Annotated in this window: 14 protein-coding genes; 13 read left to right on the top strand and 1 reads right to left on the bottom strand. The window is 43.0% G+C overall.

Annotated elements, in window-relative coordinates; genetic code table 11:
• Positions 1 to 392: 392 nt before the first annotated feature.
• From rpmH to P3L40_RS22385, 7 genes are all read left to right on the top strand, one after another.
• Complete coding sequence (gene rpmH, locus P3L40_RS22415) at positions 393 to 536, top strand: 50S ribosomal protein L34 (protein WP_004906236.1); 144 nt, start codon at positions 393 to 395, stop codon at positions 534 to 536.
• Between the two features lie 21 nt (positions 537 to 557).
• Entirely contained in the window at positions 558 to 917 is a 360-nt protein-coding gene (gene rnpA, locus P3L40_RS22410; RefSeq protein WP_004906229.1) for a ribonuclease P protein component, read from the top strand.
• The gene (gene yidD / locus P3L40_RS22405) at positions 881 to 1,141 is read left to right on the top strand and encodes a membrane protein insertion efficiency factor YidD (protein ID WP_036959180.1); all 261 of its coding nucleotides are present in this window, start codon (positions 881 to 883) and stop codon (positions 1,139 to 1,141) included. The genes rnpA and yidD overlap by 37 nt, the downstream gene beginning before the upstream one ends.
• Positions 1,142 to 1,143: 2 nt before the next feature.
• Positions 1,144 to 2,793, top strand: a complete 1,650-nt coding sequence (yidC, locus tag P3L40_RS22400; protein ID WP_004906225.1) for a membrane protein insertase YidC — start codon at positions 1,144 to 1,146, stop codon at positions 2,791 to 2,793.
• Positions 2,794 to 2,894: 101 nt separating this feature from the next.
• The gene (gene mnmE / locus P3L40_RS22395; protein WP_136134574.1) at positions 2,895 to 4,259 is read left to right on the top strand and encodes a tRNA uridine-5-carboxymethylaminomethyl(34) synthesis GTPase MnmE; all 1,365 of its coding nucleotides are present in this window, start codon (positions 2,895 to 2,897) and stop codon (positions 4,257 to 4,259) included.
• A gap of 329 nt (positions 4,260 to 4,588) precedes the next feature.
• Positions 4,589 to 4,846 (top strand): helix-turn-helix domain-containing protein, encoded by a 258-nt coding sequence (locus P3L40_RS22390; protein ID WP_036959176.1) that lies wholly within the window; start codon positions 4,589 to 4,591, stop codon positions 4,844 to 4,846.
• On the top strand, positions 4,846 to 6,165 hold the full coding sequence (locus tag P3L40_RS22385; protein WP_004906221.1) for a type II toxin-antitoxin system HipA family toxin: 1,320 nt from the start codon (positions 4,846 to 4,848) through the stop codon (positions 6,163 to 6,165). Before P3L40_RS22390 ends, P3L40_RS22385 begins: the two co-directional genes overlap by 1 nt.
• A 10-nt stretch (positions 6,166 to 6,175) precedes the next feature.
• Here the strand turns inward: P3L40_RS22385 and fdhD are convergent, their stop codons facing one another.
• Positions 6,176 to 7,006: a formate dehydrogenase accessory sulfurtransferase FdhD gene (fdhD, locus tag P3L40_RS22380; protein WP_036959175.1), complete on the bottom strand. Its 831-nt coding sequence runs from the start codon at positions 7,004 to 7,006 to the stop codon at positions 6,176 to 6,178.
• Between the two features lie 174 nt (positions 7,007 to 7,180).
• Between fdhD and fdnG the strand changes: the two genes are divergently transcribed.
• The 6 genes from fdnG to yfdV all read left to right on the top strand — a co-directional run bounded on the left by fdnG (position 7,181) and on the right by yfdV (position 16,562).
• A complete protein-coding gene (fdnG, locus tag P3L40_RS22375; RefSeq protein ID WP_094961978.1) occupies positions 7,181 to 10,228 on the top strand; it encodes a formate dehydrogenase-N subunit alpha in 3,048 nt (1,015 codons plus the stop codon).
• 11 nt (positions 10,229 to 10,239) lie between these two features.
• Positions 10,240 to 11,184: a formate dehydrogenase subunit beta gene (gene fdxH, locus P3L40_RS22370; RefSeq protein WP_136134575.1), complete on the top strand. Its 945-nt coding sequence runs from the start codon at positions 10,240 to 10,242 to the stop codon at positions 11,182 to 11,184.
• Positions 11,181 to 11,837, top strand: coding sequence for a formate dehydrogenase cytochrome b556 subunit (gene fdoI, locus P3L40_RS22365; protein WP_094961977.1), 657 nt, complete (start codon positions 11,181 to 11,183; stop codon positions 11,835 to 11,837). The genes fdxH and fdoI overlap by 4 nt, the downstream gene beginning before the upstream one ends.
• Positions 11,838 to 12,493: 656 nt before the next feature.
• A complete protein-coding gene (frc, locus tag P3L40_RS22360) occupies positions 12,494 to 13,744 on the top strand; it encodes a formyl-CoA transferase (protein WP_004906213.1) in 1,251 nt (416 codons plus the stop codon).
• Positions 13,745 to 13,808: 64 nt separating this feature from the next.
• A complete protein-coding gene (oxc, locus tag P3L40_RS22355; RefSeq protein ID WP_094961976.1) occupies positions 13,809 to 15,512 on the top strand; it encodes an oxalyl-CoA decarboxylase in 1,704 nt (567 codons plus the stop codon).
• Positions 15,513 to 15,617: 105 nt separating this feature from the next.
• Positions 15,618 to 16,562, top strand: a complete 945-nt coding sequence (yfdV, locus tag P3L40_RS22350) for a transporter YfdV (protein ID WP_004906833.1) — start codon at positions 15,618 to 15,620, stop codon at positions 16,560 to 16,562.
• Positions 16,563 to 16,577: the final 15 nt, after the last annotated feature.

Genomic DNA, 16,577 nt, shown 5'->3' with positions numbered 1-16,577 from the left:
TCCTTGCGCTTTGGGGCGGAGTCCGTATAATCTTCCTCCCTGTGTACAGTACTGATGTGATTTTTACACGAAACTGAGGTAAACTTGTTGGGCTATATCGCTCTATTTTAACGTTAATGTTAGGCAGGGCGGGGGCAAAAGCAGGTTTTCAGCCAGTATGCGGATGTAATCATTCGTCGGCTGTCACAACATATGTCGGCAAACCGGTCAGCCAGGCTATAAATAAAAGTGGTTTGATTGCGTCATTTCATTGACGTGACCCCCTATGTTTTATTACAATCCTGCCTCTTTCTATATTGTTGCGATAGAGGCACAGGTGTAAATCAGTTTCCACTGGTTGCCAACGCGTTTACTGAATCAGTAATAAATTTAAAAGTTAGGTAGAAATCGTTATGAAACGCACTTTTCAACCGTCCGTACTGAAGCGCAACCGTTCACACGGTTTCCGTGCTCGTATGGCCACTAAAAATGGTCGTCAGGTTCTGGCTCGCCGTCGTGCTAAAGGCCGCGCTCGTCTGACCGTTTCATCTAAGTAATAAAGCTAGCCCTCTATTCAAGTGGTTACGCTCGCTTTTACCCGGGAGTTACGTTTGTTAACTCCCAGGCATTTCGATAATGTCTTTAAGCAGCCGCAGAGGGCGAGTTCCCCAGAGATAACAATCCTTGGTCGCCTAAACGAGCTGGGGCATCCCCGCATCGGTCTTACCATCGCCAAAAAAAATGTTAAACGAGCTCATGAGCGAAATCGTATTAAACGGTTAGCGCGTGAATATTTTCGTCTGCATCAACATGAGTTGCCTTCAATGGATTTTGTGGTATTGGTAAGGAAAGGGGTCGCTAATCTGGACAATCAACAGATCACGGAAGCATTGGATAAGTTATGGCGTCGTCACCGTCGCTTGGCTCAAAAATCCTGATCATGCTGATCAGAGGCTACCAACTGGCAATTAGCCCGTTGTTAGGGCCTCGTTGTCGCTTCAATCCTACTTGTTCAAATTACGGAATTGAGGCATTGCGCAGGTTTGGTATGCTAAAAGGGAGTTGGTTAACGGCGAAACGCGTATTAAAATGCCACCCTTTACACGCTGGTGGAGATGATCCTGTCCCACCTAGAAAAACTGATGATAATAGAGAATTATAACGATGGATTCGCAACGCAATCTTCTACTCATCGCTTTGTTGTTCGTGTCGTTCTTAGTTTGGCAGGCCTGGGAGAGCGATAAAGTTGCTCAGGACGTTAAAACTGTTCAAACTTCGCAACAAGCGGATATGCCAAGCAGTGATGCTCAAGCCGTAACTGGCAGTGGGCAAGGTAAGCTCATCACAGTCAAGACTGATGTACTGGATATTCGCATCAATACTCGTGGTGGTGATATCGATGAGGCTGACCTGTTAGCCTATCCTGCGACCCTTCATTCGGAAAGCCCTTTCCGTTTACTGGAAACTAACCCAGGTTTTGTCTACCAGGCACAAAGTGGTTTGATTGGTCTTCATGGCCCAGACAACCCAGCAAATAATAATGGCGAACGTCCGCTGTATAGCGCAGATTCTACAACTTTCACATTAGAGAAAGGCCAAGACGTCTTGCGCGTACCAATGACATTTACTGATAACAACGGTGTTGTGTATCAGAAAACGTACATTGTAAAACGTGGCCAATATACTGTTGAAGTTGAATACAGTATTCAAAACCCAACAGCTCAACCACTGAGCCTCGCTTTCTTCGGTCAGTTAAAACAAACTATCGAGTTACCAAAAGAGCGTGATACCGGTAGCAGTAACTTTGCTCTGCATACTTATCGTGGTGCGGCGTATTCTTCTGATGAAAACAACTATAAAAAATATAGCTTTGGTGACATCGAAGATAAAAACCTCGACTTGACCACTAAAGGTGGCTGGGTGGCAATGTTGCAACAATATTTTGCAACGGCGTGGATCCCTGCAAGTGCAGAAAAGAGCACTTTCTATACCATCGACCTAGATAAAAAGTCTGCCATCATTGGTTATAAGAGTGAACCAATGACTATCGCAGCTAATGGTGCAGGTACTTATTCATCAACGTTATGGGTTGGTCCTGAAATTCAGTCTGAAATGGCCGCAGTTGCACCACATTTAGACTTAACCGTTGATTATGGTTGGTTATGGTTTATCTCTCAGCCACTGTTTAAACTGCTGAAATTTATTCACGGTTTTGTGGGTAACTGGGGTATTGCCATCATCGTTATTACCTTTATCGTTCGTGGTATTATGTACCCGCTGACTAAAGCACAGTACACCTCGATGGCGAAAATGCGTTTACTGCAACCAAAACTGGCTGCAATGCGTGAGCGTATTGGTGATGACAAACAACGTATGAGCCAAGAAATGATGGCGATGTATAAAGCAGAAAAAGTAAACCCACTGGGTGGCTGTTTACCTCTGCTGATTCAAATGCCTATCTTCCTTGCACTTTACTATATGTTGATGGGTTCTGTTGAACTGCGCCACGCACCGTTCTTTGGTTGGATTCAAGACTTGTCTGCACAAGACCCGTACTACATCCTGCCTGTATTGATGGGTGTGACAATGTTTGTGATTCAGAAAATGTCACCGACCGCTGTGACTGATCCAATGCAGCAGAAGATTATGACGTACATGCCAGTCGTGTTCACTATCTTCTTCCTGTGGTTCCCATCAGGTCTGGTTCTGTATTATATCGTGAGTAACTTAGTAACCATCATCCAGCAACAAGTGATTTACCGTGGTCTGGAAAAACGTGGTCTGCATAGTCGCGATAAGAAAGAAAAGAAATAAATTGAATTTTAGGTGAGCCTTCTGCTCAGCTATCGATATAATATTAAGGCGGCCATTTAATGACCGCCTTAATTTTTTTATAGGAATGACAGAGAAACATCATGCAAATCAACGATACTATCGTCGCACAGGCAACACCTCCCGGTCGTGGTGGTGTCGGTATTTTACGTGTATCTGGCCCGAAAGCGGCACAAGTTGCTGAAATCGTGCTAGGAAAACTCCCTAAACCACGTTATGCGGATTATCTGCCATTTCGTGATGAGGAAGGCTCTGTTCTTGACCAAGGTATTGCGCTTTACTTCCCTGGACCAAATTCATTTACGGGAGAAGATGTCCTTGAGTTACAAGGACACGGTGGCCCTGTTATTCTTGATTTATTGTTAAGAAGAATATTAACGATTGATGGCATTCGTATTGCGAATCCAGGTGAGTTTTCTGAACGTGCATTTTTAAATGATAAGCTCGATTTAGCGCAAGCTGAGGCGATTGCTGACTTGATTGATGCGAGTTCAGAGCAAGCGGCACGTTCAGCGATGAATTCGTTACAAGGGGCTTTTTCTTCCCATATTCACCAATTGGTGGAAGCACTCACTCACTTGCGCATCTATGTGGAAGCCGCCATCGATTTCCCAGATGAAGAAATCGATTTTCTGTCTGATGGCAAAATTGAAGCTAAACTCAACGAAGTCGTGGCAGATTTAGAACAAGTTCGCTCCCAAGCACGCCAAGGCAGTTTATTGCGTGAAGGCATGAAGGTGGTTATTGCTGGGCGCCCAAATGCAGGAAAATCGAGCTTGCTAAATGCATTGGCGGGCCGTGAAGCTGCGATTGTGACGGATATTGCGGGAACGACGCGTGATGTGTTACGTGAACATATTCATATTGATGGTATGCCATTGCATATCATTGATACCGCAGGCTTACGTGAAGCCAGTGATGAAGTGGAACGAATTGGTATTGAGCGTGCTTGGAAAGAAATCGAACAAGCGGACCATGTGCTGTTTATGGTAGATAGCACCACAACCAATGCTACAGAGCCGCAAGAGATTTGGCCTGAATTTATGGCGCGTTTACCTGATGAACTTCCGGTCACCGTCATTCGTAACAAAGCAGATATGACAGGCGAACCGGTTGAGTTTATTGATAATACCCGTTATCCGTTAATTCGTTTGTCTGCGCGCGAAGAAAAAGGCGTTGATTTGTTGCGCGATCACCTAAAAGAAGCCATTGGCTTTAACAGTAATACAGAAGGTGGTTTCCTTGCTCGTAGTCGTCATTTACAAGCACTGAATGCAGCAGCCGTTCACCTTGAACAGGGCTATGACCAGTTAGTGAATGCTCGCTCCGGTGAGTTACTGGCGGAGGAATTACGTTTAGCTCAGCAGGAACTTAGCGAAATCACCGGTGAATTTACTTCTGATGATTTATTAGGCCGTATTTTCTCAAGTTTTTGTATCGGGAAGTGATACGGTATCACCTATCATCTATCGTCTATAACCTACACGGTATTACGTGTAGGTTTGCTTTATCGGTACTCCCCTCCATTTTTCCTGTCTTAATTCTCTATTAAGTTCTAGCAACCAAGTAATATATAAGCTTTACCTTGCTAAGGTATGGCACTGGCTGTTTTGTGGGCCATACTTATTAATATATTTTTCACACGCTGTAGCGTGTAATTTATGGTTTACCTCCTATAGCGTGTAATCTTGATATTACCGGCTATAGCGTGTAATATAATGTTTACCGGTTATAGCGTGTAAATATTGTTAGGGTGAAAAATAAGGTAGGTTTTAAAATGAAAGTGACGAATACCCGACAACTTAGTGCTTATATGAAGGATGTCAGAGAGACGAAAAAGTTATCTCAAAGCAAAGTCGCTAGTAAAGTAGGTATTCGGCAAGATACTGTTTCTAGCTTTGAACTCTCTCCTGACTCTACCAAATTAGAAACCTTTTTTAAGATTTTATCTGCCCTCAATTTAGAACTCGATATTAAACCGCGAAATGAAAGCGGCTCATCAAATTCAGACTCCGGATGGAAGGAGGAGTGGTGATGGCGACTTTGCATGTATACATGAATGGTTACTTGGTTGGGGATTTGATTCGTTCAAGTACTGGTGCTCACCAATTTACTTATAATAGTCACTGGTTGGAAACATCAGGTGCTCGACCTATTTCTTTATCAATGCCACTTAGGCACCAAGAATATCGAGGAGACGAAGTTTATAATTTTTTTGATAATCTCCTACCGGACAATATTGAGATACGGAATCGAATTGTTAGTCGTTATCAAGCGGATTCAAATCAACCTTTCGATTTATTATCTAAGATTGGCCAGGATAGTGTGGGGGCTTTACAACTCATTCTAGATGGGCAAAGAGTCAGTAATATCAGAAAAATTGAATATAAACCCTTATCTAATAAGCAACTAGAAAAAATATTAACAGGGTATAAAGCGAATGCTCCTTTAGGCATGATTGAAGATGAAGATGACTTTAGGATCTCACTTGCGGGCGCTCAAGAGAAAACCGCATTACTCTATTTAGATGGGCATTGGTGCTTACCTCAGAATGCGACTCCAACTACCCATATTATTAAACTTCCCATTGGTAAAATAGAAAGCCATTCTTATTCGATAGATATGTCGGATAGTGTAGAAAATGAATATTTATGTTTATTGATAGCAAAAGAGTTTGGCCTAGATGTGCCTCGTAGCTTTATTTTAAATGTAGGTGAAATAAAGGCGTTAGCGGTTGAACGTTTTGACCGTAAATATTCTTCTGATTCCTCGTGGATTATGCGTTTACCACAAGAAGATTTTTGTCAAACATTGAATATTTCACCAGCAAGAAAATATCAAAATCATGGTGGACCGGGTATTTCTGAAATTATGAATTACTTATTGGGTTCAATAAATGCAGAGAAAGATAGATATCAGTTTATGAAGAGCCAAGTTTTGTTCTGGCTACTTGCAGCGACGGATGGTCATGCTAAAAATTTTTCATTATTTATTGAACCTGAAGGCCGTTATCAGTTAACACCTTTTTACGATATTTTGTCCATGTATCCTAGTTATGGGGGGAGGGGAATTAACCCTAGAGATGCCAAATTGGCTATGGGACTGAAGGGAACAAAGGGGATGAAATACAATATAGAGCAAATTTTCCCAAGACATTTTTTTTCAACGGCCAAAGCCGTTGGATTTGATCGTGCTGAGATGGAAAAAATCTTAATTGAATTTGGTGAGCAAATGGAAAGTGTTCTTAAGAAAGTGAGAGAACAATTACCCACAGATTTCCCTGAGCATATCGCAGACTCAATTCTATCCGGATTACATCACAAAGCAGCGAGATTAAATAAAGGCTGGGACTAATTATGCCACTTTAATCTTTAATTCGGCTCCCGTGCGTAAACACCGTGGCTTTCCCCTGACGACAGAATCCAACTAACGTTAAGTTGGCTTTCTCTGCTACCTCAATAGCAAGCGCGGTGGCAGCAGAAACGGCAAATAAAATTTCAGCGCCACAACTGGCCGCCTTTTGCACCATTTCATAGCTGGCACGGCTGGAAACCAGTACTGCACCTTGTTGCCATTGGTTGCGATGTTTCATACCCAAAAGTTTATCGAGTGCAACATGGCGACCGACATCTTCGCATCCACCGACTAATTGCCCTTCTGGTGAAATCCATGCGGCCGCATGGGTACAGCCCGTCAGCGCACCAATCTCTTGCACTTTTTTCAATTCATGTAATGCATTATCAAGGTGCGAGAGAGAAAAGGTTTGGGTGAAAGGTAGCGGGGCGATCGGTTTGAAAATTTCTTCAAGTTGTTCTGTTCCACAAATACCACAGCCCGTACGCCCCGCTAGATTACGACGACGTTCTTTTAACTCCATAAACCGGCGGCTAGATAATTCAACTTGTACTTCAATTCCGCGGTTGCAGCCTTCAACGATATCAATTCCACGAATTTCATCACCTGACTGTATTATTCCTTCCGAAAGGGCGAACCCGATAGCAAAATCCGCCAAATCTTTTGGCGTCGCCATCATCACTACGTGAGATATACCATTGAAGACTAAAGCAACAGGATATTCCTCCGCAACATAATCATTAACGGGTAAATTAAGGTTGCCTTTTTGTTGCACGGTTGTTTGGTTTAAGCCAATCATTTTGATTAATTTGGAGTCATTTGTAGTATTTGTTTCATACATTAGATGAATTCCTAGCATTAATGATACATAATATTAATTATGGGTAAAAAGAATTTACACCATTTGCCAGGCAATGAACCTGGATACGTAAGGAAGACGTTGAATAAGAACAGTTTACCTGATTATCGCGATTGACGTTAGGTAAACATGAGCAATGTAAATGAGGAGATCCCCATGCAAGTCAGCAGAAGGCAGTTCTTTAAGATCTGCGCTGGCGGTATGGCAGGTACGACTGCAGCGGCTTTGGGTTTTGCACCCGCTACCGCGTTAGCGTCAACGCGCCAGTATAAATTACTGCGTGCGAAGGAAACCAGAAATACCTGTACCTACTGTTCTGTCGGCTGTGGGCTGTTAATGTACAGCCTCGGTGATGGCGCGAAAAATGCAAAAGAGAGCATTTTCCATATTGAAGGGGACCCGGATCATCCGGTAAACCGTGGTGCACTTTGTCCGAAAGGTGCTGGACTTATCGATTTCATCCACAGTGAAAGCCGCTTGAAATACCCAGAAGTGCGTGAGCCGGGTACCAATGAGTGGAAACGTATCACGTGGAACGACGCGTTTGACCGTATCGCTAAGTTAATGAAAGAAGACCGTGATGCGAACTTTATTGAGAAAAATAAAGAGGGTGTCACCGTTAACCGTTGGCTGACCACTGGTATGCTGTGCGCATCGGCGGGCAGTAACGAAAGTGGATTTGTAACACAAAAATTTACCCGCGCTCTCGGCATGCTTGCCGTCGATAACCAAGCGCGTGTCTGACACGGACCAACGGTAGCAAGTCTTGCTCCAACATTTGGTCGCGGTGCGATGACCAACCACTGGGTTGACATTAAAAATGCAAACCTAGTTGTCGTTATGGGTGGTAATGCGGCAGAAGCGCATCCAGTCGGTTTCCGCTGGGCGATGGAAGCTAAAATCCATAATAAAGCCAAATTAATTGTGATTGACCCACGCTTTACCCGTACAGCGGCAGTGGCGGATTTTTACACGCCTATCCGTTCTGGTACAGATATCGCGTTCTTATCAGGTGTTATCAAATACTTACTGGATAATGAAAAAATTCAGCGTGAATACGTGGAAGCGTATACCAACGCCAGTTTAGTTATTCGTGAAGATTATGGTTTTGATGACGGCTTGTTCACAGGTTATGACGAAGAAAAACGTCAATACGACAAAACCACGTGGAACTATGAGATGGATGAAAACGGCCTTGCGCTGCGCGATCCGACTCTGAAACACCCACGCTGTGTGTTAAACCTATTAAAAGAGCACGTCAGCCGTTATACACCTGAAGTGGTGAATAATATCTGTGGTACGCCGATCAAAGACTTCCTACAAGTTTGTGAGTATTTGGCTGAAACCAGTGCTAAAGATAAAACAGCCTCGTTCTTATACGCATTAGGTTGGACTCAACATACTGTGGGTGCGCAAAATATCCGTACCATGGCGATGATCCAATTACTGCTGGGTAATATGGGGATGTTAGGCGGTGGTGTAAATGCCCTGCGTGGACACTCCAATATCCAAGGCTTGACTGACTTAGGCTTATTGTCACAAAGCTTGCCGGGTTATTTGACCTTACCATCAGAAAAACAAACGACATTAGAAAGTTACTTAGCTGCAAACACGCCAAAAGCGACGGTTGAAGGCCAGGTAAACTATTGGGGTAACTACCCGAAATTCTTTGTTAGTTTGATGAAGACGTTCTATGGCGATAAAGCGCAGAAAGAAAATAATTGGGGCTTTGATTTATTACCGAAATGGGATCAAGGCTACGATGTACTGCGTTATTTCGAAATGATGGATAAAGGGGAAGTGAATGGCTATATCTGCCAAGGCTTTAACCCAGTAGCTTCATTCCCGAATAAAAACAAAGTTATTAAATCGCTTTCTAAGCTGAAGTATTTAATCACCGTTGACCCGCTGAACACCGAAACGTCGAATTTCTGGCAAAACCACGGCGAAATGAATGATGTGAACCCGGCAGAAATTCAAACTACCGTATTCCGTCTGCCATCTTGCTGTTTTGCTGAAGAAAATGGTTCGATTGTGAACTCGGCACGTTGGTTACAGTGGCACTGGAAAGGTGCGGATGCCCCTGGGGAAGCTATCAGTGATGGTGAAATCCTGTCTGGTATTTTCCACCGTCTACGCCAACTGTATGCCTCTGAAGGCGGTGCGGTACCTGAACAAGTTCTAAGTATGACTTGGAATTACTTTGACCGTGATAACCCAACGCCAGAAGAAGTTGCTCAAGAAAACAATGGCTATGCTTTAGTTGATTTGAAAGATGCTGATGGCAACGTTATTGCGAAAAAAGGTGAGCTGCTTAGCTCGTTTGCTCAGTTACGTGATGACGGTACCACGGCGAGTGGCTGCTGGATATTTACGGGAAGCTGGACGCCAAAAGGCAATCAAATGGCTAACCGTGATAACTCTGACCCAACAGGTCTGGGGAATACATTAGGTTGGGCATGGGCATGGCCTCTGAACCGCCGTGTGATTTATAACCGTGCATCAGCAGACCCAATGGGTAAACCATGGGATCCAAAACGCCAAATCCTCGAGTGGAACGGTAGCAAATGGATAGGAATGGATATTCCTGACTATAGCAATGCTGCGCCGGGAAGTGGTGTTGGTCCGTTTATCATGCAACCGGAAGGGATGGGACGTCTATTCGCACTGGATAAAATGGCCGAAGGCCCATTCCCAGAGCACTATGAACCAATTGAAACGCCATTGGATACCAATCCACTGCACCCGAAAGTTGTGTCAAACCCTGCGGCTCGTGTGTTTAAAGACGACTGGGCCCAAATGGGTAAAGCGACAGAATTCCCTTATGTGGGAACCACTTATCGCTTGACTGAACATTTCCACTATTGGACAAAACATGCTTTGCTAAATGCCATCATTCAGCCACAGCAGTTCATTGAAATTGGTGAGCGTCTGGCGAATGAAAAAGGTATTAAACAAGGCGATACGGTGAAAGTCAGCTCTAAACGCGGTTATATCAAAGCGAAAGCCGTGGTCACCAAACGTATTCATACGCTGAAAGTGGCAGGTAAAGATATCGATACAATCGGTATTCCTATTCACTGGGGCTTTGAAGGTTTGGCTGTGAAAGGCTTTATCGCGAACACGTTAACGCCGTTTGTCGGTGATGCGAATACTCAGACACCGGAATTTAAATCGTTCCTTGTCAATGTGGAAAAGGTGTAAGGAGATAAATTATGTCAATGCAATCTCAGGACATTATTCGTCGCTCTGCCACCAATTCCCTGACTCCCGCACCTCAGGTGCGGGATTATAAGGAAGAAGTTGCAAAGCTTATCGATGTGACGACCTGTATCGGCTGTAAAGCTTGTCAGGTCGCCTGTTCCGAATGGAACGATATCCGTGACAAGATCGGGACTAACGTTGGTGTATATGATAACCCAACAGATTTAACCGCTAAGTCATGGACGGTAATGCGCTTCTCTGAAGTGGAAGAGAACGATAAATTTGAATGGCTGATCCGTAAAGATGGTTGTATGCACTGTGCTGACCCGGGCTGTCTGAAGGCGTGCCCTTCGGAAGGCGCGATAGTACAGTACAAAAACGGTATCGTTGACTTCCAATCGGAACACTGTATTGGTTGTGGTTATTGTATTGCGGGTTGCCCGTTTGATGTACCACGTATTAACTCAGAAGATAACCGCGCATACAAATGTACGCTGTGTGTTGACCGTGTTGAAGTCGGTCAAGAACCTGCATGTGTGAAAACATGTCCAACGGGTGCTATCCACTTCGGTAGCAAAGAAGACATGATTAACATGGCTGGTGAGCGTGTTGAAGAGCTGAAAACCCGTGGTTATGCGAATGCAGGTTTATATGACCCAGAGGGCGTTGGTGGTACGCACGTGATGTACGTTCTGCACCATGCAGATAAACCTCAGTTGTATCACGGATTACCAGAAAACCCGACAATCAGCCCAACAGTGACTTTCTGGAAAGGTATCTGGAAACCGTTAGCAGCGGTTGGTTTTGCTGCAACATTTGCGGCGGCCATCTTCCACTATGTGGGTATTGGTCCAAACCGCGTCTCCAAAAAAGATGAAGAAGAGGCTTTAGAAGATTTGCATAATGCAATGTCATCTGACACTTCGAAATCAAAAGAAGGGGAGGATCAGAAATGATGCCAGATGATAACGACAAAATTATTCGCCATAAACCGATTGAAAGGATCAATCACTGGGCGGTTGTGATTTGCTTTTTGTTCACGGCAATCAGTGGATTAGGGTTCTTTTTCCCTTCACTAAACTGGTTTATGAACATTTTAGGTACGCCACAACTGTCGCGAATTTTGCATCCATTTGTGGGTACGGCGATGTTCTTGCTGTTCGTATTTATGTTCTTCCGCTATTTCCATCATAACTTCATTAATAAAGAAGATATCAAGTGGGCAAAAAATATCGGCAAAGTACTGAAAAACGAAGAGGCGGGCGATGTCGGCCAATATAACCTCGGTCAGAAAGGGGTTTATTGGGTTGTCACTATCTGCTTATTAGCGCTGGTGGTCACGGGAGTGATTATGTGGCGCCCTTATTTTGCAGATTACTTCCCAATCCCTGTTTATCGTGCAGCGATTCTTATTCATTCGCTCTCTGCGATTGCGTTGATCATCATGATTGTGGTTCACGCTTATGCAGCGATTTGGGTGAAAGGTTCAGTACGTGCGATGGTTGAAGGTTGGGTGACTCGTGGTTGGGCTAGAAAACACCATCCATTGTGGTACCGCCAGCTTTTGGAAAAAGAAAAACAGCAAAAACAGCAACAAGAGAAAAACTAAGTTTTATTATTGTTGTTATCAAACCCACAAATGACTAATGTTATTTGTGGGTTTTTTATATCTAAAAAATATAAACATTCAATTTATTTGAAAGAAATAAAATTAGATATATTTATTTGATGACCTGTTTGCGATTTATTATCATTATAGTTAATCAAAATAAGATTAATAAAAAAATACACATCAAATAAAGATGCTCTTATTTCGCGTATGATTTACAATTTTTTTAAACCAATAATAAACAAATAAACATTTATTCGTTTTTATATTATGTAAAAAAAAGACATCAACCCTTTAATTTATTGATAATAAACTATTTTTGTGATTGTTGTTTTTTTGTGAATAGCTATTGAATATTGATATTAGATCAATAAAGGTCTATCTTAAATGGTCACTGCTGATTAATTCGAGACTTTGTTTTTTATTTTAATTTAAAAGTAAACTAATGTTCTGATATTTGTTTTTTTTAAGAATGTTATAATGCATATATATTAAAAGAATTAATTGCTGGACATTGGTGATATTATTTAATAAAAATAGTAATGTAATTATTAATAAATATAAAAATAGTCATATATTCAAATATCTTTTTAACACAGCTAAATAATAGAACCCTAATTCATTCCATTTACGATAGCTAAATAAAGAGGTACCACATGGATCTTCCTTTACAAGGTATTAAAGTACTGGATTTCACCGGTGTACAATCAGGACCATCTTGTACTCAAATGTTAGCGTGGTTCGGCGCAGATGTTATTAAGATTGAGCGCCCTGGAGTTGGAGATGTCACGCGTAACCAATTAAGGGATATACCTGATGTGGATGCGCTGTATTTCACGATGCTTAATAGTAATAAGCGATCAGTGGAATTAAATACAAAAACGCCAGAAGGTAAAGAGGTTATGGAGCGGCTGATTAAGCAAGCCGACGTCCTCGTTGAGAACTTCCATCCAGGTGCAATTGACCATATGGGCTTCACTTGGGAACACATTCAAGAATTAAATCCTCGTTTGATTTTCGGTTCCATCAAAGGTTTTGATGAAGACTCTCCTTATGCAGATGTTAAAGCTTATGAAAACGTTGCCCAAGCCGCAGGTGGTGCCGCATCAACCACAGGGTTTTGGGACGGCCCGCCATTAGTGAGCGCCGCAGCATTAGGTGATAGTAATACAGGTATGCACTTGCTCATTGGCTTACTCGCAGCGTTATTACATCGCGAGAAAACAGGAAAAGGCCAGCGAGTGACTATGTCGATGCAAGATGCCGTACTCAACTTGTGCCGTGTCAAACTTCGTGACCAGCAACGTTTAGAGAAAATTGGCTACCTTGAAGAATATCCACAATACCCAAATGGCACATTTGGTGATGCAGTTCCTCGTGGCGGTAATGCTGGTGGTGGTGGCCAGCCTGGCTGGATCTTAAAATGTAAAGGCTGGGAAACTGACCCAAATGCTTATATTTATTTTACTATCCAAGAGCAGGACTGGGAGCAAACCTGTATCGCTATTGGTAAGCCTGAATGGGCAACTGACCCCGCTTACAATACACCAAAGGCTCGTCAACCTCATATCTTTGATATTTTTGCTGAAATTGAAAAATTCTTAGCGGATAAAGATAAACATGAAGCGGTCGAGTACTTAAGTAAATACGGTGTACCTTGTGCTCCTGTACTCAGTATGCGTGAAATAGCACGAGACCAATCTCTGCGTAAGAGCGGAAGTATTGTTGAAGTTGAGCAGCCAAAACGCGGAACTTACTTGACGGTGGGTTGCCCGATGAAATTCTCTTCCTTTACACCGGATATCAAAAGCGCACCATTGTTGGGTGAGCATACAGAGCAAGTCCTAACTGAGTTAGGTTATAGCGCAGATGAAATTGCGACTATGCGAGCGAACAAAGCGATCTAATTTTAAATATTGGGGTGAGAAATCACTCCATTTAATCTTTTAATCAGTTATTTATGAGGTAGACATGTCTGCTGATCAAACCCAAAACCTGACTGATGGTATGCATATTATTGTCGATGCACTTAAAAAAAATGGCATTGATACAATCTACGGTGTTGTTGGAATTCCAGTGACTGACATGGCAAGGCATGCGCAAGCTGAAGGTATTCGCTATATTGGTTTCCGCCATGAGCAATCTGCGGGTAACGCAGCTGCAATCAGTGGTTTTATTACCCAAAAACCGGGTATCTGTTTAACGGTTTCGGCGCCGGGTTTCTTGAATGGTATGGTTGCTCTTGCTAATGCAACGACCAATGGTTTTCCAATGATTCAAATCAGTGGCTCAAGCGACAGAGCGATAATTGATTTGCAGCAGGGTGATTACGAAGAGTTAGACCAAATGAACACGGCAAAACCCTTTGTAAAAGCGTCTTATCGTGTGAATAAACCTGAGGATCTTGGTATCGCACTAGCCCGGGCAATCCGAGCTTCGGTATCAGGTCGTCCTGGTGGGGTTTATCTTGATTTAACAACGGAAGTGTTGTCTGCCGTGATGGACAAGGACGCAGCGGATAAAACCATTTTTACAGTTGAAGACCCTGCACCAAGACAAATTCCATCACCAGATTCAGTGAATAAAGCCCTTAAGTTGCTCGCCTCGGCTAAGCGACCATTAATTATTTTGGGTAAAGGTGCAGCTTATGCCCAAGCGGATGACAATATTCGTCAATTTATTGAAACAACCGGTATCCCTTATTTACCGATGTCAATGGCTAAGGGGCTGCTGCCAGATACACATCCCCTATCAGCCGCATCAGCTCGCTCATATGCCTTATCCAGTGCAGATGTTGTGGTATTAATGGGAGCACGTCTTAACTGGTTACTTGACCATGGTAAAGGTAAGCATTGGTCACCAGAAACGCAATTTATTCAGTTAGATATTGAACCTTCCGAAATTGATAGTAACCGCCCAATAGCGGCTCCAGTTGTTGGCGATATTTACTCCAGTATTGAGTCATTATTGGCAGGACTTAAATCAACCCCTGTTAAATCACCAACAGAATGGATTGTCAGTATTGATGAGCACAAGAAAATCAATGTCGAGAAAATGGCAGTTAAGTTAAACACTGACACTTCCCCGATGAATTACTTCAACGCATTACGTGCAATCCGTGATGTGTTGGTCGATCACCAAGATGTTTATGTCGTCAATGAAGGCGCTAACACGCTTGATAATGGGCGAAATATTATTGATATGTACCAACCACGTAAACGCTTAGATTGTGGAACCTGGGGCGTTATGGGGGTCGGAATGGGTTATGCAGTGGGAGCCGCTGTAACTAGTGGTAAGCCTGTTGTAGCGATTGAAGGCGATAGCGCATTTGGCTTTAGTGGTATGGAAATCGAAACGATTTGTCGCTACAAATTGCCTGTCACTATTTTGATTTTCAATAATGGTGGGATTTACCGTGGTGATGGCGTAAACCTCCATGGTGATCAAGACCCTTCTCCTACCGTTTTAATGGGCGGAGCGCGTTATGACAAAATGATTGAGGCCTTTGGTGGCATCGGCTACCAAGCAACAACACCTGCTGAGGTACAAGAAGCCTTGAGGGCCGGTTTAGCATCGGGTCATCCAACTTTGATAAATGTTGTTATTGACCCTGCAGTTGGAACGGAAAGTGGCCATATTGGTAATTTAAATCCGAAGTCTGTCGTAAAAAATTAACGCAGCATAACGTTAACTAACAAAGATAACCCTACGCGGCTCATTTTTAATGAGTGGCGTACGGGGTCTTATTGCCAAAAATAGGTGGGTCTTATGGCTGATTTTATGTATAAGATTTTTATGAGCGACCTATTACCTATCATTATTATTATGGTATTAGGTTATGTGAGTGGTAAACGAAATGTGTTTACCAGTGACCAAGCGAAAGCATTTAATAAGTTGGTATTAAATTACGCATTACCTGCTGCATTATTTGTTTCTATCGCACGCGCTAATCGAGAAATGATATTTGCAGACGCTAAATTGACTATTATTTCATTTGTGGTCTTGCTCGTTTGTTTCTTTTTCTCTTTCTTTAGCTGTAAATATATTTTTAAACATAGTCGTGGCGAAGCTGCGGTATGTGCATTAATTGCAGGTTCTCCGACAATTGGTTTCTTAGGGTTTGCGGTTCTAGACCCTATTTATGGTGAAACTGTTTCAACTGGGTTAGTTGTCGCTATTATTTCCATCATCGTTAATGCCATTACAATCCCTATTGGCCTATTCCTACTGAACCCATCTGATGCGGAAGGGAAAAAGGGTGGTGGCGGTATGGATGCATTAATATCCGCCTTTAAAGAACCCGTCGTATGGGCTCCGGTACTTGCGACCGCACTGGTATTGGTTGGTGTGAAAATTCCTACCGTTTGGGACCCAACATTTGATTTAATTGCGAAAGCAAACTCCGGTGTTGCGGTATTTGCTGCCGGTCTGACATTAGCCGCCAATAAGTTCGAGTTCGATGGAGAGATAGTTTATAACACGTTATTAAAGCTAGTTTTAATGCCAGGGTTAATGTTACTGGCGGGTATGATGTTTAATATGGGAACAGAGCAACTGCAAATGATGGTATTAGCTGGGGCATTGCCACCTGCTTTCTCTGGAATAATTATTGCAAGTCGCTTTAATCTGTATACCCGGACAGGAACTGCGTCGCTGGCGGTGAGTGTACTTGGTTTTATCATCGCAGCTCCAGCGTGGATCTACATCTCTCGACTCGTTTCATAGAAAGAGTCAATGGGG

This window comes from Providencia sp. PROV040, from assembly GCF_032706145.1.
In the GTDB taxonomy this organism is placed as follows: Bacteria; Pseudomonadota; Gammaproteobacteria; order Enterobacterales; family Enterobacteriaceae; genus Providencia; species Providencia hangzhouensis.
This window is presented reverse-complemented; position numbering and strand designations above follow the sequence as displayed.